General features: G+C 74.1%; 21 protein-coding genes. 12 read left to right on the top strand and 9 right to left on the bottom strand.

Translation table 11 applies throughout. The annotated features are described in order from the left end of the window. Positions 1-17: 17 nt before the first annotated feature. Positions 18-1,415 (bottom strand): amino acid permease, encoded by a 1,398-nt coding sequence (locus tag ABZ862_RS16405; RefSeq protein ID WP_360958099.1) that lies wholly within the window; start codon positions 1,413-1,415, stop codon positions 18-20. Positions 1,416-1,683: 268 nt separating this feature from the next. On the opposite strand from ABZ862_RS16405, the gene dhaK reads away from it, so the two are divergent. The 3 genes from dhaK to ABZ862_RS16390 are packed head-to-tail and all read left to right on the top strand — an operon-like array spanning position 1,684 to position 3,731. Continuing rightward, on the top strand, positions 1,684-2,676 hold the full coding sequence (gene dhaK, locus ABZ862_RS16400; protein ID WP_360958096.1) for a dihydroxyacetone kinase subunit DhaK: 993 nt from the start codon (positions 1,684-1,686) through the stop codon (positions 2,674-2,676). 43 nt (positions 2,677-2,719) lie between these two features. After that, positions 2,720-3,328: a dihydroxyacetone kinase subunit DhaL gene (gene dhaL, locus ABZ862_RS16395; RefSeq protein ID WP_360958093.1), complete on the top strand. Its 609-nt coding sequence runs from the start codon at positions 2,720-2,722 to the stop codon at positions 3,326-3,328. Further along, on the top strand, positions 3,321-3,731 hold the full coding sequence (locus ABZ862_RS16390; RefSeq protein ID WP_360958090.1) for a PTS fructose transporter subunit IIA: 411 nt from the start codon (positions 3,321-3,323) through the stop codon (positions 3,729-3,731). The genes dhaL and ABZ862_RS16390 overlap by 8 nt, the downstream gene beginning before the upstream one ends. A gap of 112 nt (positions 3,732-3,843) precedes the next feature. Here ABZ862_RS16390 and ABZ862_RS16385 read toward each other — a convergent pair whose 3' ends face one another. Continuing rightward, positions 3,844-4,482: a helix-turn-helix domain-containing protein gene (locus ABZ862_RS16385; protein ID WP_360958087.1), complete on the bottom strand. Its 639-nt coding sequence runs from the start codon at positions 4,480-4,482 to the stop codon at positions 3,844-3,846. A 157-nt stretch (positions 4,483-4,639) separates the two neighbouring features. On the opposite strand from ABZ862_RS16385, the gene ABZ862_RS16380 reads away from it, so the two are divergent. Beyond that, complete coding sequence (locus ABZ862_RS16380) at positions 4,640-5,401, top strand: SDR family NAD(P)-dependent oxidoreductase (protein WP_360958084.1); 762 nt, start codon at positions 4,640-4,642, stop codon at positions 5,399-5,401. Between the two features lie 85 nt (positions 5,402-5,486). Here the strand turns inward: ABZ862_RS16380 and ABZ862_RS16375 are convergent, their stop codons facing one another. Continuing rightward, entirely contained in the window at positions 5,487-6,185 is a 699-nt protein-coding gene (locus tag ABZ862_RS16375; RefSeq protein WP_360958082.1) for a glycoside hydrolase family 75 protein, read from the bottom strand. Positions 6,186-6,833: 648 nt separating this feature from the next. On the opposite strand from ABZ862_RS16375, the gene ABZ862_RS16370 reads away from it, so the two are divergent. Next, positions 6,834-7,373, top strand: coding sequence for a hypothetical protein (locus tag ABZ862_RS16370; protein ID WP_360958080.1), 540 nt, complete (start codon positions 6,834-6,836; stop codon positions 7,371-7,373). A 169-nt stretch (positions 7,374-7,542) separates the two neighbouring features. Here ABZ862_RS16370 and ABZ862_RS16365 read toward each other — a convergent pair whose 3' ends face one another. From ABZ862_RS16365 to ABZ862_RS16350, 4 genes are all read right to left on the bottom strand, one after another. Then, the gene (locus tag ABZ862_RS16365) at positions 7,543-8,079 is read right to left on the bottom strand and encodes a PadR family transcriptional regulator (RefSeq protein ID WP_360958078.1); all 537 of its coding nucleotides are present in this window, start codon (positions 8,077-8,079) and stop codon (positions 7,543-7,545) included. Between the two features lie 29 nt (positions 8,080-8,108). Beyond that, positions 8,109-10,124: an NADPH-dependent 2,4-dienoyl-CoA reductase gene (locus ABZ862_RS16360; protein WP_360958075.1), complete on the bottom strand. Its 2,016-nt coding sequence runs from the start codon at positions 10,122-10,124 to the stop codon at positions 8,109-8,111. A 155-nt stretch (positions 10,125-10,279) separates the two neighbouring features. Next, the gene (locus ABZ862_RS16355; RefSeq protein WP_360958073.1) at positions 10,280-10,651 is read right to left on the bottom strand and encodes a hypothetical protein; all 372 of its coding nucleotides are present in this window, start codon (positions 10,649-10,651) and stop codon (positions 10,280-10,282) included. Positions 10,652-10,786: 135 nt separating this feature from the next. Further along, complete coding sequence (locus ABZ862_RS16350) at positions 10,787-11,662, bottom strand: hypothetical protein (protein ID WP_360958070.1); 876 nt, start codon at positions 11,660-11,662, stop codon at positions 10,787-10,789. A 421-nt stretch (positions 11,663-12,083) separates the two neighbouring features. On the opposite strand from ABZ862_RS16350, the gene ABZ862_RS16345 reads away from it, so the two are divergent. Together ABZ862_RS16345 and ABZ862_RS16340 are read left to right on the top strand one after the other, a co-directional pair. After that, entirely contained in the window at positions 12,084-14,078 is a 1,995-nt protein-coding gene (locus ABZ862_RS16345) for a SpoIIE family protein phosphatase (RefSeq protein WP_360958184.1), read from the top strand. A 162-nt stretch (positions 14,079-14,240) separates the two neighbouring features. Beyond that, positions 14,241-15,089 (top strand): hypothetical protein, encoded by an 849-nt coding sequence (locus ABZ862_RS16340; RefSeq protein WP_360958068.1) that lies wholly within the window; start codon positions 14,241-14,243, stop codon positions 15,087-15,089. Between the two features lie 24 nt (positions 15,090-15,113). Here ABZ862_RS16340 and ABZ862_RS16335 read toward each other — a convergent pair whose 3' ends face one another. Continuing rightward, positions 15,114-15,959, bottom strand: coding sequence for a putative protein N(5)-glutamine methyltransferase (locus tag ABZ862_RS16335; protein ID WP_360958065.1), 846 nt, complete (start codon positions 15,957-15,959; stop codon positions 15,114-15,116). 432 nt (positions 15,960-16,391) lie between these two features. On the opposite strand from ABZ862_RS16335, the gene ABZ862_RS16330 reads away from it, so the two are divergent. The 5 genes from ABZ862_RS16330 to ABZ862_RS16310 all read left to right on the top strand — a co-directional run bounded on the left by ABZ862_RS16330 (position 16,392) and on the right by ABZ862_RS16310 (position 20,467). Continuing rightward, positions 16,392-16,799, top strand: a complete 408-nt coding sequence (locus ABZ862_RS16330; protein ID WP_360958181.1) for a MarR family winged helix-turn-helix transcriptional regulator — start codon at positions 16,392-16,394, stop codon at positions 16,797-16,799. Between the two features lie 54 nt (positions 16,800-16,853). Next, positions 16,854-17,459, top strand: coding sequence for a sulfite oxidase-like oxidoreductase (locus ABZ862_RS16325; protein WP_360958062.1), 606 nt, complete (start codon positions 16,854-16,856; stop codon positions 17,457-17,459). 82 nt (positions 17,460-17,541) lie between these two features. Further along, complete coding sequence (locus tag ABZ862_RS16320) at positions 17,542-18,261, top strand: ferredoxin reductase (protein WP_360958178.1); 720 nt, start codon at positions 17,542-17,544, stop codon at positions 18,259-18,261. 280 nt (positions 18,262-18,541) lie between these two features. Next, the gene (locus tag ABZ862_RS16315; RefSeq protein ID WP_360958060.1) at positions 18,542-19,510 is read left to right on the top strand and encodes an acetylxylan esterase; all 969 of its coding nucleotides are present in this window, start codon (positions 18,542-18,544) and stop codon (positions 19,508-19,510) included. 180 nt (positions 19,511-19,690) lie between these two features. Then, positions 19,691-20,467 carry a GntR family transcriptional regulator gene (locus ABZ862_RS16310; protein WP_360958057.1) on the top strand — a complete coding sequence of 259 codons (777 nt, stop codon included), beginning with the start codon at positions 19,691-19,693 and terminating at the stop codon, positions 20,465-20,467. On the opposite strand, the gene ABZ862_RS16305 is transcribed toward ABZ862_RS16310, so the two are convergent. Next, a complete protein-coding gene (locus tag ABZ862_RS16305) occupies positions 20,445-21,212 on the bottom strand; it encodes a class I SAM-dependent methyltransferase (RefSeq protein ID WP_360958054.1) in 768 nt (255 codons plus the stop codon). The genes ABZ862_RS16310 and ABZ862_RS16305 overlap by 23 nt on opposite strands. Positions 21,213-21,268 lie beyond the last annotated feature (56 nt).

Genomic DNA, 21,268 nt, shown 5'->3' with positions numbered 1-21,268 from the left:
GGGCTCAGCCGTGTGTCTCAGTCCTCGGCGAGTACGGCCGCGGCCTCGGCGGCCGTCGGACCGGCCTCGCCGTAGGTGCCCTGGCCGCGCTTCAGCCAGATGTACACCGGCAGGCCGAGGAGCAGGACGAACAGGCCGTAGTAGACGGTCTGGTAGCCGCTGCCCTGGATGGACCAGTAGGAGAACGCCATGGCGACCGAGGCGATGACGACGTCGCGGACCAGGGTCCTGCGGTCGAGGCTCGCCCGGCCCCGGACGGCCAGCCAGTACAGCTGGGCGGCGGCGGAGAACAGGTACGGGATGACGGCCGTGAGCACGCTCAGCAGCACGATCTTGGTGAACACGTCGTCGAACTTCGTGTAGCTGAAGACGGTGATCAGGGAGGCCAGCACGGTGGAGGCGACGATGCCGAAGACGGGCACGCCGCTCGCGCCGCGCAGCCGGGCGAAGGCGGCCGGGAAGAGTCCGTCGCGGGCGGCGGCGTAGGGCATCTCGGCGCACAGCATGGTCCAGCCGTTCAGGGCGCCGATGCCGGAGATGATCGCGGCGACGGCGACGACGTCACCGGCCCAGGTCCCCCCGAAGATGTTGTTGGCGGCGTCGGTGAAGGGCGCGGTGGAGTTGCCGAGGGCGGAGTGCTTGACGTTGCCGAACACCGCGAGGGTGCCGAGGATGTAGATCACGGCGCAGATCAGGGTGCCGTAGATCGTGGCGCGCGGCACGTTGCGCTCGGGGTCCTTGACGCGTCCGGCGACGACGGAGGCGGCCTCCAGGCCGAGGTAGCTGAACAGGGCGATCGCGGAGGCGGCGGAGACGGCGCCGGTGGCGGACTGGCCGCTGGCGTTGAACTCGCCGAAGTTCCCGGAGTCGATGAACAGCAGACCGACGGTGGCCATGAAGACCAGCGGGATGAACTTCAGCACGGTGGTGACGACCTGGAAGTGGCCCATGTTCTTCACGCCGGTGAGGTTGATCGCGGCCGGGATCCACAGGCCGACCAGCGCGATCACCGCGGAGACCGTCTTGTCGTGCCCGGTGTTGACGAAGACCTCGACGTACCCGACCCAGGCGACCACGATCGCGGCGTTCCCGGCCCATGCGGTGATCCAGTACGACCAGGCGTTGAGGAATCCGGCGAACTCGCCGAACGCCTGACGCGCGTAGACGTACGGGCCGCCGCTGGCGGGCACGCGCCCGGACAGCGATCCGAAGGTCATCGCCAGGGCGAGCGCGCCGATCGTGACGACGACGAACGCGACGATCGCGATCGGTCCGTACGGCGCCAGTGCCGACGGGAGCGCGAAGACGCCGGTGCCGATGATGCTGCCGATCACCAGTGCCGACGCGGCGGGCAGTCCCAGGGCCGACGTGGGGGTCGGCTTCTGGCCATCACGCCCCACCGAAGTGCTGGACATTCTGTGCTCCTCTGCGCAGGTCGCCGAGGGTTTCTCGGTTCCGCTGCCGATGCTTGTGCGCCGTGAGGGCGGCCGAGAGTAGCCGCTCGGCCCCTCCGGTGCCCGATGGTCCCCTCCACCGCCGACCGGTCGGCCCCCGTCCACCCTCGCACGGAAGGCGAGGGCCGCCGGACCGTCCTGAAGGTGACCTTCGCCGCAGGAGAGCAGATACTTTCGGGAGTGGGCCGCCGGGACCGCGGCCCAGCTCTCTGGATCCCCGGAGGTACAGATGAAGATGCTCATCAACGTCGCCGAGACCGTGGTCGCGGACGCGCTGCGGGGTATGGCGGCCGCGCACCCCGAGCTGACCGTCGACGTCGACAACCGTGTGATCGTACGCCGGGACGCCCCGGTGGCCGGCAAGGTCGCCCTCGTCTCCGGCGGCGGGTCCGGGCACGAACCGCTGCACGGCGGGTTCGTGGGTCCGGGCATGCTCTCGGCGGCCTGTCCCGGCGAGGTGTTCACCTCCCCCGTGCCCGACCAGATGGTCCGGGCGGCGGCCGCCGTGGACAGCGGCGCGGGCGTGCTGTTCATCGTGAAGAACTACACGGGCGACGTCCTGAACTTCGACATGGCCGCCGAACTCGCCGAGGACGAGGGCGTCCAGGTCGCCAAGGTCCTCGTCAACGACGACGTGGCGGTCATGGACAGCCTCTACACCGCCGGGCGGCGCGGCACGGGTGCCACCCTGTTCGTGGAGAAGATCGCCGGCGCCGCCGCCGACGAGGGGCAGCCGCTGGAACGCGTCCGGGCGATCGCCGAGCAGGTCAACGAGAACTCCCGCAGCTTCGGCGTCGCCCTCACCGCGTGCAGCACCCCCGCCAAGGGCAGCCCGACCTTCGACCTGCCGGCCGGGGAGCTGGAGCTCGGTGTCGGCATCCACGGCGAACCCGGCCGGGAGCGCCGGGCGATGATGACCTCCGGGGAGATCGCCGACTTCTCGGTGCAGGCGATCCTCGACGACATGACCCCGCGGAACCCCGTCCTCGTCCTGGTCAACGGCATGGGCGCCACCCCGCTGCTGGAGCTGTACGGCTTCAACGCCGAGGTGCAGCGCGTGCTCGGCGAGCGCGGCGTCGCCGTGGCCCGCACCCTCGTCGGCAACTACATCACGTCGCTCGACATGGCCGGCGCCTCGGTCACCCTGTGCCAGGTCGACGAGGAGTTGCTGCGGCTGTGGGACGCGCCGGTCAGCACCCCCGGCCTGCGCTGGGGCATGTGAGCCACGGCAGACGGTCAACCCACTTGTCACGCAAGGAGATCCAGTGCTCGACGCCGACTTCTTCCGCCGCTGGATCGCGGCGGCCGCCGCGTCCGTCGGCCGGGAGGCGGACCATCTCACCGCCCTCGACTCCGCCATCGGGGACGCCGACCACGGCAGCAACATGCAGCGCGGGTTCAAGGCCGTGACGGCCGCGCTGGAGCGGGACGACCCCGGCACCCCGGGGCAGATCCTCATGCTCGTCGGCCGCACCCTCATCTCGACGGTCGGCGGCGCGTCGGGCCCGCTCTACGGCACCCTGCTGCGCCGCACGGGCAAGGCGCTCGGCGACGCCGCCGAGGTCAGCGAGGAGCAGCTGGCCGAGGCACTGCGCGCGGGCGTGGACGCGGTCATGCAGCTGGGCGGGGCCGCGCCCGGCGACAAGACCATGATCGACACCCTGGTCCCGGCCGTGGACGCGCTCGGCGGCGGTTTCGCTGCGGCCCGCGCCGCCGCCGACGAGGGCGCCCTGGCGACGATCCCGCTGCAGGCCCGCAAGGGCCGGGCGAGCTATCTCGGCGAGCGCAGCATCGGGCACCAGGACCCCGGCGCCACCTCGTCGGCGCTGCTCGTGGCGGCCTTGGAGGAAGCGTCCGGGAGCGGCGATGAGTGACGGGAAGCTCGTCGGGATCGTGCTGGTGTCGCACAGCGCGGAGGTGGCCGCCTCGGTCGCCGCGCTGGCCAGGGCCCTGGCGGGCGGCGCCGAGTCGGTGCCCCTCGCCCCGGCGGGCGGCACCGGGGGCGGCGGGCTCGGCACCAGCTCCGAGCTGATCGCCGCGGCGGCCGCGTCCGTGGACCGCGGAGCCGGGGTCGCCGTCCTGACGGACCTGGGCAGCGCGGTCCTCACCGTCAAGGCCCTGCTCGCCGAGGGCGACGAGCTCCCCGAGGACACCCGTCTCGTGGACGCCCCGTTCGTCGAGGGCGCGGTGGCCGCGGTCGTCACGGCGGCCACGGGCGCCGACCTGGCGGCGGTGGAGGCGGCGGCGAAGGAGGCGTACGACTACCGGAAGGTGTGACCGCCGGCCGCCACGGCCCCGCCGGGCCGTGGCGGCCCCGTCCGGCGTTCGAGGAGCGGAGCCCCCTCCGTGACGGGAAGGGGCGGTGGGGGGCGAGGATCCGGGCCCCGGGTCACACGACACCCTCCGTGGCGATCGTGAGGGCCGCACGCACCGTCGCCGTCAGGTCGGCGTCCACCGCGGCAGAGCCGGGAGCGGCGGGCCCGGTGTGCCAGGCGTGGTACTCGACCGACGCGCGCAGGGCCGCGTTGAGCATGGCCGCCTGGATGGCGGGACGCAGGTCGCCCGGGGGCAGGGCGGCACGTTCGGCCAGAGCGCGGGCGAAGGCCGGCTCGGCCTCGTCGTAGGACTGGAGCCAGACCGCGCGCAGTCCCGGTTCGGTGCGGGTGAGGCGGAGCAGTTCCCCCACCGTGGTGCGGTCGGGGCCGCCGGTGAGGCGGTCGTCCGCCGGCAGACCGTCCTCGAACGCCTCCCGCAGCGGACGGCCGGACGGCCAGGCGCGCAGCCGGGCTGCGATCGCCTCGATACCGGCCGAGAACAGCGGCCGTACGCAGCTCTCCTTGGTCGGGAAGTAGCGCCACAGGGTGCGGGCCGAGATGCCGGCCGCCCGGGCGATCTGCTCCCCCGTCGTCGCGGCCACCCCCTGGGCGGCGAAGAGGTCCACCGCCGCGCGGGCGATCTCCAGCCGGATCTCGGCCTTGCGTTCCTCGGTCAGGGGCGGGCGGCCCGTGCGTCCGCGGGGCGGGGTCATACGGCGCGTCCCTCCGGGTCGGGGCTGTTCACCGGGAATTGTCCCCGGGGAATCCGGGTCGAACGAATTTATGTCACTGGACGACATTAAGTCGTAGTGTGGTGACGTACACGGGCCCCGGGCCCACCACCGCCGTACGTTCAGACAGGAGCACGTCATGACCAGCGGTTTCGACGGACGCAGCGTCATCGTCACCGGCGCCGGTTCGGGCATCGGGCGTGCCGCCGCGGTGGCGTTCGCGGCGCAGGGCGCCAGGGTCGTGGTGGCCGACCTCAACGCCGAGGGCGCCGCGGAGACCGTCGGGACGATCACCGGGGCGGGCGGCACCGCTGTGGCGGTCACCGGCGATCTGAGCGACCAGGCGGTGGTCGACGGGCTGGTCGCCACGGCCGTCGAGCGGTTCGGCGGGGTCGACGTGCTGGTGAACAACGCCGGGATCATGGACCGGATGTCGGCGGCGGGCGACACGAGCGACGCGGAGTGGGAGCGGGTGATACGGGTCAACCTCACGGCTCCGTTCCTGCTCACCCGGGCGGTGCTGCCGCACATGCTGGCGGCGGGGCGCGGCGCGATCGTCAACACGGCCTCGGAGGCGGGCCTGCGCGGCAGCGCGGCGGGCGCCGCCTACACGTCCTCGAAGCACGGCCTGATCGGTCTCACCAAGTCCCTCGCCGTGATGTACCGCACCCAGGGCATCCGCACCAACGCCATCGCGCCCGGCGGCACCGTGACCGGGATCGTCCTCGACCTCGAGGAGGGCGCGCACGGCCCGGCGACGCTCGGCGGCTACTTCGGCAACGCGGGCCGCGCCTCCGAGCCCGAGGAGCAGGCGGCGGCTATCGTGTTCCTGGCGTCGGACGCGGCGAGCAACATCAACGGCGCGATCCTGCCGGTCGACAACGGCTGGGCCGCGGTCTGACACCGCCGGGGGCCGCGCCCGTCCGTCCGGTGCCCGTCCGACCGCCCGTCCCGGTCCGTCCGTCGGCCCGGACCGGCGCCTTCGCTCAGCTTCCCCGGGTGAACAGCCGCGCCAGCCGCTCCCCCGTCGCGACGGCGGCGGCGTGGTCCTCGACGGGCTTCGCCGCCGAGTCGCGGAACACGATGTAGGTGACATCGGCGGCGGCTCCGCCGCCCCTGGGGTCCGGAGGGATGCCGAGGGCGGCGGCGGTGGCGTACGACGCCTCGCCGATGATGTCCGGGGGACCGACGTCGCCGACGACGGCGTACTGCACCCGGTCACCGTGGACGACGGCGGCCACCGCACCGCCGTGGACGCCGTCGGTCCGGTGGTCCCAGAGCTCACCGGGGCCGGGCACCACGATGTACGGCAGGTTCTCGGGGTCGAGATAGCGGCCGTCGGACTGGGTGAAGGACGTGGTCGGCGAGTACATCGGGTCGGTGTCCGCGTTGCAGTGCGGGCCGGACCGTCCGTCGCAGTCGATGTCCATGTCCGTCGTCCAGAACACGGCGTCGTCGGTACCGCAGACCGGCACGGTGGCCGGTGCGCCGTCGTCGGGGCGGAAGCGGCCGTGGGAGATCTGGGCGCACTCGCGCGTCCTGGCCAGCAGTTCCGCGGCGGTCACCGCGCCCTCGCTCCAGGCCACCGGCCGCTGCCGGGCGGGGGCGGGCAGGACGGCGGCGGGCAGCAGCGACGGGGTGAGCAGGACGACGCCGGCGGCCAGCGTCAGCGGCAGGGCACGCACGATGGGGAGGCCTTCCCTCGGGGACACGCGGGACACGCCGGGCAGCACGGAGGACGTGTGCGGCGCGGGGACGTCGGCGGAAGTCGGCGGACACGCGGCCCAATCTGGTCCCGGTCCGCCCGCGCGGCCACCGCAGAGGGGCCGGACGGTGCACATGCGCCGGGCGGGGTCACCGACGGCCCGTGCGGTGCGGCGGATGTCCGGCAGGGGCCGGGGAGCCCGGGTCCGTATCGGCCCGGGCCGTCCCGGCCGCCCGCACCGGCGCGGAATCAGCGACGACAGCGGTCCGCGCGGCACGGTCCGAACTTCCCTTGCCAGCAGGAGAGTTCGGCCGACAGCAGATTCAGCATACGTAACGGGGGCGGCCGTCACGAACACACCTTCTCCGGAGCGCCCCGGACACGCCAGCCACCGCGACGTGACACCGGTCACGGGGCCCCGGGCAGGGCACCGGCGGCAGCGGCCCGGGCGGCGGCTCCGAAGACCACACGCGTGCACCGGATGCGGGATTCCGTCACCTGGCCGGGCGACCCCCGGGTGCGGTCGCGGGCCGGGGCGCATTGGCTTCCTCAGAGGCGGCACGGGCGATCCCCGACCCTCGGCGGCGCATGGGACGACCGCCAACCGTGCGGCCGGAGGGCAGTCCACATGCGTACCAGCCACTTCCTTCTCCGTTCCGGCCTGACCGCGGCAGCCGCCGCCGCGCTGCCGCTCGGCCTCGCCGGGCCGTCCGGCGCCACCGCCGGAATCTCCGTGAGCACGACCGGGTCGACCGTCTCGGTGGTGACGAGTTCCTGCACCCAGGTCAACGGCAGCTGGGGCACCGCCTCGCTGCTCGGCACCGGGCAGGCGAGCTTCGCCCAGGGACGTCAGGTGGCCCTGTCCGGCACCACGGTCAGCCAGTCGGCCGCCTGGTCGGGTGTGTCCCCGGGGACGTACACGGTGATCGTGATGTGCTCGAGCGGCAACACCGCGGGCAGCCAGTCCGTCATCGTCTCGCTTCCCTCGCTGCCCACCATCTCGGCCACGACGGCCCCCTCGCCGTCGCGCGGCGTGATGGGCGGCCTGGGCGGGGCCGTCAAGGACTACGGACCGGTCACCCTGGGGGTGGGCGGGGCACTGGTCGGCGCGGGGGTGATCGCGGCGGGCTGGTATCTGCGACGCCGCTCCAGGCCGTACCGGCTGTGAGACCCGTACCGACGGCGAGGCCGGGGCCGAGGCCGGGCGGTAACGGGGAAGAGCGGCCCGGGACGGGGACGACCGGGCGGGCGGCGCGGTCCCGGTCACGGCCGGCGGTGGAGTTCCTCCAGGACGTCGCGGTACCCGGGACCAGCGGCCCGGGACGGGCGGCGGGCGGTCACGGGAGGCGGCCGAGTTCCTCGAGGGCGTCGGTGAGCCACCGGGTCCAGAAGGTCTCCAGGTCGATCCCCGCCCGCAGCACGAGGTGCCGCAGCAGGTCCTCGGGGCTGTCCCGCTCCGGCGGGAAGTCGCGTTCGCCGATGCGCCGGTACTCGGCCAGCTGCCGCTCGTGCAGCTCGAGATGGCGGCGCAGTTCGGCGTCGATTCCCGCCGTGCCGACCACCGCCGCGGCGCGCAGCCGCAGCAGCAGCGCGTCCCGGCTCGGCTTGGGGTCCTGGGCGGCGGCGGTCCAGCGGGCCAGTTCGGCCCGGCCCGCGGGCAGCACCTCGTAGCTCTTGCGCTGTCCGCGCGCGGGGGGTTCGGCCGGGAGCGCCCGGACGAACCCCCCGGCCTCCAGACGCCCCAGCTCGCGGTAGATCTGCTGGTGCGTCGCCGACCAGAAGTAGCCGATCGACCGGTCGAACCGGCGGGTCAGGTCCAGCCCCGACGACGGCTTCTCGAGCAGGGCGGTCAGGATCGCGTGCGGGAGTGACATGGAGGGCATCCTAGGGACGCGCGCCGCTCCTACAGCGCGGCCGCCAGTTCGGTGCCCTGCCTGACGGCGCGCTTGGCGTCCAGTCCGGCGGCCGTCTCGGCGCCGCCGATGAGGTGGGCGCCGACGCCCCGGGCGAGGAGCTCCCCGTACAGGGCGCCGCGCGGTTCCTGGCCGGTGCACAGGACGACGGTGTCCACCTCCAGGACCCGGCTCTCCCCGTCGACGGTGATGTGCAGCCCGGCGTCGTCGATCCGGTCGTAGCGCACCCCCGGGACCATGACGACGCCGCGCTGCCTCAGCTCGGTGCGGTGGATCCAGCCCGTGGTCTTCCCGAGCCCCGCCCCGACCTTGGTGGTGCCGCGTTGCAGCAGATGGACGGTGCGCGGCGGGGCGGGCCGCTCGGGGGCGGTGAGACCGCCGGGGGTGCGGTGGTCCATGTCGACGCCCCAGTGGCGGAAGTACGTCGCCGGGTCCTCGCCCGCCTTTCCGCCGTCGTCGGTGAGGAAGGCGGCGACGTCGAAGCCGATGCCGCCCGCGCCGAGCACGGCGACCCGGTCGCCGACCGGGGCGCCGTCGCGCAGCACGTCGAGGTAGCCGAGCACGCTGGGGTGGTCCACGCCGGGGATGCCGGGGACGCGCGGGGTGACACCGGTGGCCACGACGACGTCGTCGTAGCCGGTGAGGTCCGCGGCCGAGACCCAGGTGTCCAGCCGTACGTCCACGCCCTCCTCGGCGAGCCGGTGGCGGAAGTAGCGCAGCGTCTCGTCGAACTCCTGCTTGCCGGGGACCTTGCGGGCGACGTTCAGCTGGCCGCCGATCTCGGCGGCGCCGTCGTAGAGGGTGACGTCGTGGCCCCGTTCGGCGGCGGTGACGGCGCAGGCGAGTCCGGCCGGGCCCGCGCCGACGACCGCGACGCGCTTGCGCCGCCGGGTGGGGGTGAGGACCAGTTCGGTCTCGTGGCAGGCGCGCGGGTTGACCAGGCAGGAGGCGGGTTTCCCGCTGAAGGTGTGGTCGAGGCAGGCCTGGTTGCAGCCGATGCAGGTGTTGATGGCCTGCGGCCGTCCTGCCGCGGCCTTGGCGACGAAGTCCGGGTCGGCGAGCATCGGGCGGGCCATGGACACCATGTCGGCGCAGCCCTCGGCGAGGAGCTGCTCGGCGAGTTCGGGGGTGTTGATGCGGTTGGTGGTGACGAGCGGGACGGACACCGCCCCCATGAGTCTCTTCGTCACCCAGGTGTAGGCGCCGCGCGGCACGGAGGCGGCGATGGTGGGGATGCGGGCCTCGTGCCAGCCGATGCCGGTGTTGATGATGTCCGCCCCGGCCGCCTCCACGGCCCGGGCGAGGGTGATCACCTCGTCGAGGGTGGAGCCGCCGGGGACCAGGTCCAGCATGGACAGCCGGTAGACGACGATGAAGTCCTCGCCGACCGCCTCGCGCACCCGGCGCACGATCTCGACGGGGAAGCGCATCCGGTTCTCGTGGGAGCCGCCCCAGCGGTCCTCGCGGCGGTTGGTCGGCGCGGCGACGAACTCGTTGACGAGATAGCCCTCGGAGCCCATGATCTCGACGCCGTCGTAGCCGGCCTGCCGGGCGAGGCGGGCGGCGCGGGCGTAGTCGTCGATCGTCCGCTCGACCTCCTCACCGGTGAGGGCGCGGGGCACATAAGGGCTGATGGGGGCCTGGAGGGCGCTGGGGGCGACCAGGTCCGGGTGGTAGGCGTAGCGGCCGAAGTGCAGGATCTGCATCGCGATCCGGCCGCCGGCGCGGTGCACGGCCCCGGTGACCGTGCGGTGCCGCTCGGCCTCCTCGTCGGTGGTGAGCCGGGCACCGCCCGGGTACGGCCGCCCCTCGTCGTTGGGCGCGATGCCGCCGGTGACGATGAGGCCCGCTCCCCCGCGTGCCCGGGCGGCGTAGAACTCCGCCATCCGCTCGAAGCCGTTCTCGGCCTCCTCCAGCCCGGTGTGCATGGAGCCCATCAGGACGCGGTTGGGCAGCGTGGTGAAGCCCAGGTCGAGCGGGCTCAGCAGATGCGGGTAACGGCTCATCGGGCCACCTCCGGGCACGGGTGCGAGGCCTCTGTTGTAGAGGACGGCACCCGTTTTTTGCAACTAGTTGCAAAAAGAGGGGGCGTACGTCACCGCACCGACGCGCCGGCTGACCCGGACCCGGTGACTACGGGTCCGGGTCGGCCCGCCGTGTCTCAGCGGCTCTCCAGCACCAGGTGCAGATCACGCTCCTGGTCCCCGGAGGCGGCGCACAGGTCGTGCACGGTGAACAGGTCGCCCAGCGTGCCGCGGAACCGGTCGATGGCCCAGTAGCCGCCCTGGACGTCGGCCGTGACCGGGCCGGTGAGCCGGCCGGGGCGGCCGGCCGGGCGGGCGTCGGCGACGTCGAACGTGGCGAGCCACACCATCGGGTGGACGGTGTCGAACCGGTGCGGCACGTCCTCGGCGCAGCGGTCGGACTCGAAGGACGCGCACAGGGCGTCGAAGACGATCCTGGCGTCGCCCTCGGAGCATCCGCTGATCTCCACCGAGACGGGCTCCGGATGCGACCGTCGGCTGGTCGTCATGATCGCTCCTCTCATGGCCGTACTGCGGTGGCACGGAGTACCCGCGCAGCCGCACCTCACCCCCCTGATTCCAGCAAAGCACCCCGCGGCGCCCGGCGGACGTCCGCACCACGGAGGGCGCGGCCCCGGCCGTGCTCAGCCGCGGGTGAACTTGTACGTCTTGCTGTCCGTCAGCACACAGAAGCCCGGCGACACCACGATCACCCGCAGGATGCCGCTGCGCCGGTCGTAGTCGATGCCCTCGGCCTCGAAGGTTCCGGAGCAGGAGCTCCGCAGCGGCAGCTGGCGCAGGGCGGTGACATGACCGGACACGTCGGCGCCGCCGCTCGGCGCGGCGGACAGATCGACCTGGAGCAGCGGTTTGGTGATGCCGAACAGGGAGCCCTCGGGGTCGTCGGAGGAGCACAGCAGGGTCGTGGCGGAGGAGAAGTCACAGCCCTGCACATCGCGTACGGCGTGGTCGAGACGGACGGTGGCCACCTGCGGGAGGTCGGCGGAGGGACTGGTGGCGGGGTTGACGCCCGGCGTGGGGAAGACCAGGAAGCGGGTCATGGTGCCGTACTCGCCCGACAGCATCCACTGGCCGTCCGGCGAGACGGCGACCCACGAGTTGTTGAGCGCCTCGCCGGGGCCGAGGGTGTGGGTGTACTCCGTCCAGCCGCCGCCGGGCGCCTCGACGCGGTACATCTTCCGGGTGCCGGAGTCCGCCTGGTAGGGCTCGACGACGTGGCCGTCGTAGGAGGCGTCGGGGTCGCCGACATGGTTCCAGCCGCGCACCGAGACGCCGATCGGGATGGTGCCGATACCGGTGTAGTGGTTGGGGCTGTTCGCCGGGACCTCGACGGAGGTGAGGCCCTGGCTCTCGGTGAGCGGATCGGCGCGGTCGGAGCCGGTCTCGGTCCAGGTGTCGGCGGCGGACGCCGGGGTCGCGGCAGCGAGGACGGCGGCGGTGGCGAGGGCGACGAGCGGGGCCAGGACGGCGTGACAACGTTGCCGGGCGGTCGTGGGCATGAACCGGCTCTCCTTGGTCGAGGGGATCGGGCGGGGTCGGGCGCGGGGGCAGGCACAGGACGGCAGGTCGCGGGGCGGTCGGTCGGTCCGGCGGACAGTCTGGACCGCACCGGGCCGCCATGTACAGACCAAAGAGGGGTCGCCCGGCGCGGCCTGCCGCACCGACGCCACCGCTTCACCGGACGGACATTCCGAAGTTGGGGGAAGGTGGAAGAAGCAGAAAGGGGTACCGGAACATCCGGACGTGGTGCGGTGCAGCGGCCGCACGATGTCCGATGTTCCGCGGAGCGGTCCGGAGGCGGTTTCGGTGACTGGTTCGGCCGGGGTCCCTGCAACCGGAGACGGCAGACCGGCAGGCCTCTGGGACGAGGAGCCGGTGCGGGGACCGGTGCGGCCCAGCGGGCTGCTGGACGAGCTGCGCATGGCCTCGGTGGTGCTGGACGCCGAGGGCCGTATCGTGCTGTGGAGCCCCCAGGCCGAGGACCTGTTCGGCTACGGCGCGCGGGAGGTGCTCGGCCGGTACGCCGCGCGGGTGATGGTCCACGAGGAGCACCTCGGCCTCGTGATCGAGCTCTTCGAGGACGTCATGCGCACCGGGCAGAGCTGGGCGGGCGCCTTCCCGGTACGCCGCAAGGACGGCTCCACCCGTCTGGTCGAGTTCCGCAACATGCGGCTGACCGGCGACGACGGCAGGGTCTACGCCCTCGGTCTGTGCGCCGACCGCCCGACCGTACGGCGCCTGGAGCGCGACGTGGCGCTGTCCGCGCGGATGGTCTCGCAGGCCCCGTCCGGTCTGGCCGTGCTGGACCCGGAGCTGCGGTACATCTCGGTCAACCCGGCGCTGGCGAGGATCAACGGGGTGTCCGTGGCGGACCATCTGGGGCGCACGGTGCACGAGGTGCTGCCGCGCATGGACGCCGAGGCCCTGGACTCCGCCGCCCGGCAGGTCATGGAGACCGGTGAGCCGCTCCTCGGCCGGCGGATCGTCGGACGTACCCCGGCCGACCCGGACGAGGACCACGTCTGGTCGCTGTCCCTGTACCGGCTGGACGACACCCACGGCACGGTGCTGGGCGTGGCCGCCTCCGTCACGGACGTCACCGAACAGCACCGCACCGCCGTGGAGGCCGAGACCGCGCGCCGGCGGCTGGCGCTCGTCGCGGACGCCTCGGCCCGCATCGGCACCACCCTCGACCTGGACCGCACGGCCCGGGAACTGGCCGACGTCGCCGTGCCGGAACTCGCCGACATGGCCGCCGTCGACCTGCTGGAGACGATCGTGCAGGGGCGCCGCCGCACCCTGGGCCCGGCCGAGCCCGCGACGCTCAAGGCCCTCGCGGTACGGGCCGGGGAGACCGGGAGCGGCGCACCGGCCACGGGCGAACCGGAGGGGCACACCGCCCGGTACGGGCCCGACCGGCTGGTGACCGAGTGCGTGCGCACCGGACGGCCGGTTCTCGTGGAGCGGGTCGGGGACACCGACCTGCCGCGCATCGCCCCCACCCCGGAGGGGGCCGGGGAACTGGCCCGCGCGGGAGTCCACTCGTATCTGGCGGTGCCGCTGATCGCGCGCGGCGAGGTGCTGGGCGCCCTGGAGCTGGCGCGCACCCGCGATCCGCGGCCGTTCGGCAGGGACGACCAGCTGCTGGCCCGGGAGCTGGCGTCCCGGGCGGCCGTGCAGATCGACAACGCCCGCTGGTACCAGAACACCCGCAATGCGGCACTCACCCTCCAGCGCAGCCTGCTGCCCGGTCCGCCGCCCGCGACCGCCGGGCTGGAGGTGGCCTCGCGCTACCAGCCCGCCGGCACCACCACCGAGGTGGGCGGCGACTGGTTCGACGTGATCCCGCTGGAGGACGACCGGACGGCGCTCGTCGTCGGCGACGTGATGGGCAGCGGTATCGACGCCGCCGCCACCATGGGCCGGCTGCGCACGGCGGCCGACACCCTCGCCCCGCTCCGGCTGGCGCCCGAACAGCTCCTCGGACACCTGGACCGGATGGTGTCCGGTCTCGACCAGACCATCGCCACCTGTGTCTACGCCGTCCACGATCCGCGCACCGGGCGGTGCCGGATCGCCAACGCCGGGCACCTGCCGCCGGTGCGGGTCCGGCCGGGCCGCCCGCCGGAGCTGCTGGAGCTGCCGACCGGCGCGCCGCTGGGCGTGGGCGGGGTGGCCTTCGTGACGACGACCGTCGACCTCGCGGTCGGTGATCTGCTGGTCCTCTACACCGACGGCCTGGTCGAGACCCGCCGCGACCCCCTCGACGCACGGCTGGACACCCTGCTCGCCCTCCTCGACGACCCGTCCCGCTCCCTGGAGGACATCTGCGACCTGCTGCTGCGCACCCTCCACGAGCCCGACAACGAGGACGACGTGGCCGTTCTGATCGCCCGGGCGGTGCCGCTGCGGTAGCCCCGCGGCAGGGCCGCGCCGGTCCGCCCGGGGATGGCCCGGAAGATCCGGTTCATCTCGTTCACAGGTATTCGTTACCGGGTTCTTATCGCCGCCACGGGACAATCACAGCAAGGCGTGCAGTGCGGACCGGCGCACGCCACCGGCCGATGGGAGCGAGCCGTGACGCACGACCCCGACCAGGAACACACCCCCCTGAGCGACGGACCGTCGCACTGGAATCCCGATGCGGCACCCCCGGCACCCCCGGCACCCCCGGTGCCGCCGATGCCCGGGCACGCCCCGCGGGCGGGCGGCGACTGGGAGGTGCTCGCGGGCCCGGGCGGCGAGGGCGGCCCCGCCGTCCCGCTGCGCGACCGGTGGCGGCAGCGGTCCGGGCGGGTCCGCGCGCTCACCGTGGCCGTCGCCGTCGCCGCGCTGGCCCTGGGCGGCACCGTCGCCTACGCCGCGGCCTCAGGACACTCCGGCTCCGACGCCGTACCCGCGGCGGCCGGGACCTCGCCCTCCGCGTCGCAGTCCCCCGGCGGGCCCGGCGCACACGGGTTCTTCGGCCCGTGGTACGGGCTCGGCGGACAGGCCGTGCACGGCGAGGCGACCGTCAAGGACCGCGACACCGGGAAGTGGGTCGTACGGGTCTGGCAGCGCGGCACCGTGCAGGGCACGGACGGCGGCCGGGTCACCGTGCGGAGCGAGGACGGCACCCGGTGGACCTGGACCGTCGGCTCCGGCACCACCGTCCGCAAGGACGGCTCGTCGCAGTCCGGGGCGGGCGCCCTGAAGAAGGGCGACACGGTGCTGCTGGCCGGCACCCGCAGCGGTGACACCAGGACCGCGTCCTTCGTCCTGGACGGCGCCCCCGGCGGCACGGGCCGGGGCGACGACGGGGACGGGCGCGGGCCGTTCGGCCATGGGCACGGCCCGTGGGACCGGGGAGGGCACGAGACGCCCTCGCCCGGCCCGTCGGGCGGCGGTGACGGCAACGGCAGCGGTGGCGGCAGCAACGACACCTGAGCGGCACCGGGCGCGCCGGGGCGGTCAGGGGTGCGGCGGTGCGACGCCGATCACCACGGTCGCGCCGAGGTCGTCGCACTCGGCCAGCCGCGCGTCGAGTCCCGCGCCGCCGAACGCGGCGAGGGCCGCCGCCGACTGCCGTCCGCTCGTCTCGACGAGCAGACAGCCGCCGGGCGCCAGCCAGCCGGGGGCGCCGGCGGCCACCCGGCGCAGGATGTCGAGCCCGTCACCGCCGCCGTCCAGGGCTGTCTGCGGCTCGTGGTCACGGGCCTCGGCGGGCAGCAGGCCGATCTCGCCGCTGGGGACGTAGGGCACATTGGCCGCGAGAATGCCGACGCGGCCGCGCAGCCGGCCGGGGAGCGCGTCGAACAGGTCACCGAGGTGCACCCGGCCGCCCGCGCCGGCGACATTGCGGCGGGCGCAGCGCACCGCCGCCGGGTCGATGTCCGCGGCGTGCAGCTCGACGGGGCCCAGCGCGGCGGCCAGGGCCGCGCCGACCGCGCCGGAGCCGCAGCACAGGTCCACGACGACGGAGGCGTCCGGGGCCTGGGCCAGCGCCTGGTCGACGAGGAACTCGGTGCGGCGGCGCGGCACGAACACGCCCGGTTCCACGGCGATCCGCAGCCCGTGGAAGCCGGCCCAGCCGACGACGAGTTCGAGGGGCTCGCCCGCGGTACGCCGGGCGACCAGCGCGGCGAGTTCGCCGGGGGTGCGGGCGGCGGCGAGCAGCAGGTCCGCCTCCTCCTCGGCGAAGACGCAGCCGGCCGCGCGGAGGGCGGCGCTCACGGCGGCGCGGGTGGGGCCGTGGGAGGGGGGAAGGGATGAGGGGCCGGACGGGCCGGCGGACGGTGGAGGGGAGGACGGGGGCATGGGGAGCCGAGAGCCTTTCGGAAGCCGAAGGGCGCTCTCGCGGTCGGCTACGGTCGCCGGCCCGCTCGGTCCTGAGGTGAGAGCACCCGTACTGACACAGCGGTAATGGGTCCCACCTCCTCCGTGTCCTGGCCGGGACGGTCCGCGGCCGGAGAGTCACAGTACCCGAACAACCGCACGTCGGCTGTCCCTTCGGCCGCACCGCGGCCCGGCCGGAGGTTGTACGGTGCAACCGGAAGGCCCGAGAACCCGGGGAGCCCAGAGAGCCCGGGAGCCCCGAGAGCAGGGGGAACGGGGCATCCGGAGGAAGGAACCACCGTGACCGCACCAGTGACCGCACCCGCGGCGGCCTCCGCCCCCGTGACGGCCTCCCCGGCCCCGGCCGCCTCCCCGGTCCCGGCGGAGGCGGCCGTCGAGACCATCCAGCGCGAGATGACGGTCTTCGCCCGCCGGGCGCGGGCCTCGGCGGGCCGGATGCATCCCGAGCTGTCGCTGGTCGCCTACACGCTGCTCGGCCATCTGGAGGAGAGCGGCGGCTGCCGGGCCACCGACCTGGCCGCGCACTACGCGCTGGACAAGTCCACGATCAGCCGCCAGGTGGCCGCACTGGAGCAGGCCGGGCTGATCGGACGCCGGACGGACCCGGAGGACCACCGCGTCCAGGTGCTGCATCTCACGGAGGCCGGGGAGGAGATCCTCGCCCAGGTCACCCGCAGCCGCCGGGCCGCGTTCCGCGAACGGCTCGCGGGCTGGCCGGAGGACGACCTGACGCGCTTCGCCGCCTATCTGGAGCGCTACAACGCGGCGGCGACCGCACTCGGTCCGGGCCCGGGGCGCTGACCAGGGGCTGAGCACCGTACCGGGACACGGCCGGGGACGACGTACGGTGGCTGCATGAACGTCACCCGAGGCTTCACCGGCCGTCCGCGCGTCCAGGACGCCGGGCTGCCGCCCGGTCAGTACGACGCGCGGGACGACTGGCCCGTGCTGTCCGCCGAGGTCACCCCCGATCTCTCGCCCGCCGACTGGACGTTCGGCGTGGACGGGCTCGTGGCCGCCCCGCGCACCTGGGACTGGGACACGGCGCACGCGCTGCCCGGGTCGTCGTACGAGGGTGCCCTGCACTGTGTGACCGGCTGGTCCAAGTTCGGGATGCGGTTCACCGGGGTGTCCCTGGACCGCTTCCTCGACGCGGTGCGCCCGCAGGAGTCCGCGACGCATGTGATGGCGTACTCCCACACCGGCTACACCACGGATCTCCCCCTCGCGGACGTCACCGGCGGGAAGGCGTGGCTCGTCTGGGACTGCGACGGCAGGCCGCTCGCGCCCGAGCACGGCGGCCCGGCGCGGCTGCTGGTGCCGCATCTGTACTTCTGGAAGAGCCCGAAGTGGATCGCGGGCCTCACGCTGCTCGACCACGACGAGCCGGGCTTCTGGGAGCAGAACGGCTATCACGCCCGGGGCAACCCCTGGGAGGAGCAGAGGTACTCCGGTGACTGACACCTCCACGGCCGGCCGCACCGCCGGTTCCGCCCCCGTTCCTGTCCCTGCCTCCGGCTTCACGGCTCCGGCCCGTTTCGCGATACCCGGCCGTATCGAGGTCGGGCAGCGGATCGCGGGGGTGTGGCAGCGGGCCGTGCTGACCGAGATCCGGCGCGAGACCCCGCGCGCGTCCACCTTCCGGTTCGCGGTGCCCACCTGGGCGGGCCATCAGCCGGGCCAGTATCTGATGCTGCGGCTGACCGCCGAGGACGGCTACACGGCGCAGCGACACTACTCCATCGCGTCCGCGCCGGACGATTCCGGCCATCTGGAACTGACCCTCGACCATGTCGGGGGCGGCGAGGTGTCCGGCTGGTTCCACACGGTGGCCCGGCCCGGTGACACCGTCGAGGTGCGCGGCCCGCTGAGCGGCTTCTTCGCGTGGCCGGGCGACCGGCCCGCGCTGCTGCTGGGAGCCGGTTCCGGGGTCGTACCTCTGATGTCGATGGTGCGCCACCACCGGGCGCGCCGCCTCGGCGTGCCGCTGCGGCTGCTGGTGTCGGCGCGCAGCCCCGAGGACCTGATCTACGCGGCGGAGTACGGTCCCGAGACCCGGCCGGTGTTCACCCGCGACGCACCGGCGGGGGTGCCGGTGGGCCGGCTGACCGCCGGTCATCTGGCCCCGCTGCTGGCCCAGGCGCCGCCCGGCGGCTGGGAGGCCTATGTGTGCGGCTCGAACGGCTTCGCCGAACACGCCTCACGGCTGCTGGCGGCGGCCGGCCAGCCGGTGGACCGCATCCGCGTCGAGCGCTTCGGCTGACCGCCGGGCGCCGCGGCCAGAACGGCGGGCGCCTGTCGTCGCGTACCGGACCCCGAGGTCACCCGATCACCAAGGCACGGCACGGGCGCCTCCCTCACCCCCACCGCCATAGGTCCCGGCCTCCGCCTTCTCCCCGTGACCAGCAGATCGACTACCCGCCGCACTACCGGCCCAGAGCCATGGACCGATGTCCCGCTCTGGTGAATCCTCCGACCATTCGCGTACGGTGTGATCATCCGCATGGCCCCTTCACGCTGTCTGCTGACAAAGGCGGTTCCGCATGGCCCAGTTCGACCTGACCCCGGAAGAACTCCAGGAGTACCGCAGCGAGTCCGTGGAGCCCGAGGACTTCGACGCCTTCTGGTCCAAGACGCTGCGGGAGGCCCGCGAGCACGATCTGGACGCCCGTTTCGAGCGGGTCGACACCGGGCTGTCGACGGTCACGACGTACGACGTCACGTTCGCCGGGTTCGGCGGGCACCCGGTGAAGGGCTGGCTCACGCTGCCCGCGGCGGCCGCGGAACCGCTGCCGCTGGTCGTGGAGTTCGTCGGCTACGGCGGCGGCCGCGGACTGCCGGTCGAGCATCTGCTGTGGGCGTCGTCGGGCCGGGCCCACTTCGTCATGGACACCCGGGGCCAGGGCAGCGCGTGGGGCGGTGGCGGCGGCACCGCGGACCCGGTCGGCGGCGCGCCCGCCTACCCCGGTTTCATGACCCGGGGCATCGACGCCCCGGAGAACTACTACTACCGGCGGGTCTTCACCGACGCCGTGCGCGCCGTCGAGGCGGCCCGCTCGCACCCGCTCACCGACGCCTCGCGCACCGTGGCGACCGGCACCAGCCAGGGCGGCGGCATCACGATCGCCGTCGGCGGTCTGGTGCCCGACCTGGCGGCCGTCGCGCCGGACGTGCCGTTCCTGTGCGACTACCCGCGCGCGACCACGCTCACCGACCGCCACCCGTACCGGGAGATCGGCCTGTATCTCAAGACGCACCGCGGCCGCGCCGCCCAGGTGCGGCGCACCCTGTCGTACTTCGACGGCGTCCACTTCGCCGCCCGCGGCACCGCCCCCGCCCTGTTCTCGACGGCGCTGGAGGACCAGACCTGCCCGCCGTCCACCGTCTTCGCGGCCTTCCACTCGTGGGCCCACGAGGACAAGCGGATCGAGGTCTACGACTTCAACGACCACGAGGGCGGCGGCCCCTACCAGGACGAGGCCAAGCTGCGCTGGGTGCGCGCCTACACGTGAGCGCCCGTGGGGGCGGGCCGGGCCGGACGGGCCCGGGAGGACGGGCGGCGCGGGACCGGCCACACGGCAGATTTTCGGCCGAACCCGCGGTACGGGCTTCACAACTGGTTTAGACCAATGCTAGATCTAGTGACGCCCCGAGCCCGCACGGCTACGTCTTGTCACCACAGGAGGCGCGGCATGGCCCGCACCACCCGCCCCACCCGCACGTCCCGTTCCGCCCGCGCCCCCCGCGCGGCCGGGGAGGGCGAGGAACAGCCCCTCTACTGGAAGGTCGCGACCCGGCTGCTCGCCGAGCTGCGCGACGGCACCGTCCCGCCCGGCGAGCGGCTGCCCGGCGAGCGCCGGCTGGCCGGGCACTTCGGGGTCAGCCGGGAAACCGTCCGGCAGGCGCTGGAGGTGCTGCGGCGCCGCGGTCTCGTGTCCACCGACCGGCGCGGCAGCCACGCGACCCTGCCGGGGCTCCCGGTGGAGGCCCCGGCCGCGCTCACCTTCCCGGTCGGCGCCCTCGGCGCGGAGCGGACGGCGGGCGACCGGACCACGGTCGCCTGGGAGACGCCGTCACCGGAGCACGCCGCCGCCCTGGGGCTCGCCCCGCACCGGCCGGCCCTGGTGCACCGCTACGAGTACGCCGCGGCCGACGGGAGCGGACACCGCCGGGCCGTGACAACGTTCTCCGCCGTCGCCCTCGCCGAGGTCGAGGAGCTGGGCCGTTACGCCGACCGCGCCGACGGCACCGGATCGGCCCAGCTCCGGCGTGCCTACGACTGGATGCGCAAGGCGGGCCTGACCCTCCATCACCGGGACGCCATCATCCCGCTCGCCGACGCCTCCTCGGTCCGCGTCGTCCGGCAGGTGCGCGACCAGTACGCCCGCCCGCTGGAGATCACCGACCTGCTGATGGACGACCGGCGGGAGGCGCTGGTCTACGAGTTCACGATGCCGTCGGCGGTGTGACGGTCCCGGTGACCGCCCGCCGGGCCACCACCAGCCGGGCCCGCGGGCTGCCGTCGGCGCGCCGCCCGAACCCGGGCAGGGCCCCGGTCTCCACCGTGAACCCGGCACGCGCCAGTTCCCGCCGCACGTCGCCGAGCCGGAAGGCGCGGTAGTACATCACGAACGGCGGCCGCCACACGGCGTTGCGCACCCGCATGACGGCGTCGAAGCCGAGCAGCATCCAGAACGCCCGGCTCGCGGGCCGGGGCGGCGCGAGGACGGGGAACGCGAACACGCCGCCCGGCCGGAGAGCGGAGTGGACCCCGTCGAACAGCCCCGGCAGTTCGCGGGGCAGGAAGTGGCCGTACGCCCCGAAGCTCACCACCAGGTCGAAGGCCTCCCGGAACGGCAGGGCGCGGGCGTCCGCGCGCACCCAGTCGGTCCGCGGGACACCGTCCGGCCGCGCCGCCCGCTGCCTCTCCCGGGCGACGGCGAGCATCCCGGCGCTGAAGTCGACCCCGGTGACGCTCTCCCGGCACACCCGGGCCAGCACGTCCGTACCGGCTCCGGTGCCGCAGCACAGGTCGAGGCCGTCACCGAAGGGCCCGATCCGCTCGAGCGCCGCGGCCACGGCGTCGAGCACGGAGTCAGGGGTGCGGAACGGGGTGTGGTCGAACTTGGGGGCGAGCAGGTCGTAGCCGTGCTCGACGGACGACAACGCCTGGACGGCGAGTTCACGCAGGCTCGGGCCTTCGGGGCTGAACATCCGGCCCAGCGTAGGCCCTGCGCGGCGGGAGGGCGGCACGGGGTGTGGACACCGTG

Source organism: Streptomyces sp. NPDC047000 (genome assembly GCF_040644295.1).
Lineage (GTDB): Bacteria > Actinomycetota > Actinomycetes > Streptomycetales > Streptomycetaceae > Streptomyces.
This window is presented reverse-complemented; position numbering and strand designations above follow the sequence as displayed.

What these genes read in the sequence shown, in the direction of transcription:
- ABZ862_RS16335 (WP_360958065.1), bottom strand. Translation starts at nt 15,959, where the DNA reads ATGCCCCCGTCCTCCCCTCCACCGTCCGCCGGCCCGTCCGGCCCCTCA.
- ABZ862_RS16305 (WP_360958054.1), bottom strand. Translation starts at nt 21,212, where the DNA reads ATGTTCAGCCCCGAAGGCCCGAGCCTGCGTGAACTCGCCGTCCAGGCG.
- dhaK (WP_360958096.1), top strand. Translation starts at nt 1,684, where the DNA reads ATGAAGATGCTCATCAACGTCGCCGAGACCGTGGTCGCGGACGCGCTG.
- ABZ862_RS16315 (WP_360958060.1), top strand. Translation starts at nt 18,542, where the DNA reads ATGGCCCAGTTCGACCTGACCCCGGAAGAACTCCAGGAGTACCGCAGC.
- ABZ862_RS16310 (WP_360958057.1), top strand. Translation starts at nt 19,691, where the DNA reads ATGGCCCGCACCACCCGCCCCACCCGCACGTCCCGTTCCGCCCGCGCC.
- ABZ862_RS16370 (WP_360958080.1), top strand. Translation starts at nt 6,834, where the DNA reads ATGCGTACCAGCCACTTCCTTCTCCGTTCCGGCCTGACCGCGGCAGCC.
- ABZ862_RS16405 (WP_360958099.1), bottom strand. Translation starts at nt 1,415, where the DNA reads ATGTCCAGCACTTCGGTGGGGCGTGATGGCCAGAAGCCGACCCCCACG.
- ABZ862_RS16350 (WP_360958070.1), bottom strand. Translation starts at nt 11,662, where the DNA reads ATGCCCACGACCGCCCGGCAACGTTGTCACGCCGTCCTGGCCCCGCTC.
- ABZ862_RS16360 (WP_360958075.1), bottom strand. Translation starts at nt 10,124, where the DNA reads ATGAGCCGTTACCCGCATCTGCTGAGCCCGCTCGACCTGGGCTTCACC.
- ABZ862_RS16345 (WP_360958184.1), top strand. Translation starts at nt 12,084, where the DNA reads ATGGCCTCGGTGGTGCTGGACGCCGAGGGCCGTATCGTGCTGTGGAGC.
- ABZ862_RS16385 (WP_360958087.1), bottom strand. Translation starts at nt 4,482, where the DNA reads ATGACCCCGCCCCGCGGACGCACGGGCCGCCCGCCCCTGACCGAGGAA.
- ABZ862_RS16365 (WP_360958078.1), bottom strand. Translation starts at nt 8,079, where the DNA reads ATGTCACTCCCGCACGCGATCCTGACCGCCCTGCTCGAGAAGCCGTCG.
- ABZ862_RS16330 (WP_360958181.1), top strand. Translation starts at nt 16,392, where the DNA reads ATGACGGTCTTCGCCCGCCGGGCGCGGGCCTCGGCGGGCCGGATGCAT.
- ABZ862_RS16355 (WP_360958073.1), bottom strand. Translation starts at nt 10,651, where the DNA reads ATGACGACCAGCCGACGGTCGCATCCGGAGCCCGTCTCGGTGGAGATC.
- ABZ862_RS16390 (WP_360958090.1), top strand. Translation starts at nt 3,321, where the DNA reads ATGAGTGACGGGAAGCTCGTCGGGATCGTGCTGGTGTCGCACAGCGCG.
- ABZ862_RS16380 (WP_360958084.1), top strand. Translation starts at nt 4,640, where the DNA reads ATGACCAGCGGTTTCGACGGACGCAGCGTCATCGTCACCGGCGCCGGT.
- ABZ862_RS16325 (WP_360958062.1), top strand. Translation starts at nt 16,854, where the DNA reads ATGAACGTCACCCGAGGCTTCACCGGCCGTCCGCGCGTCCAGGACGCC.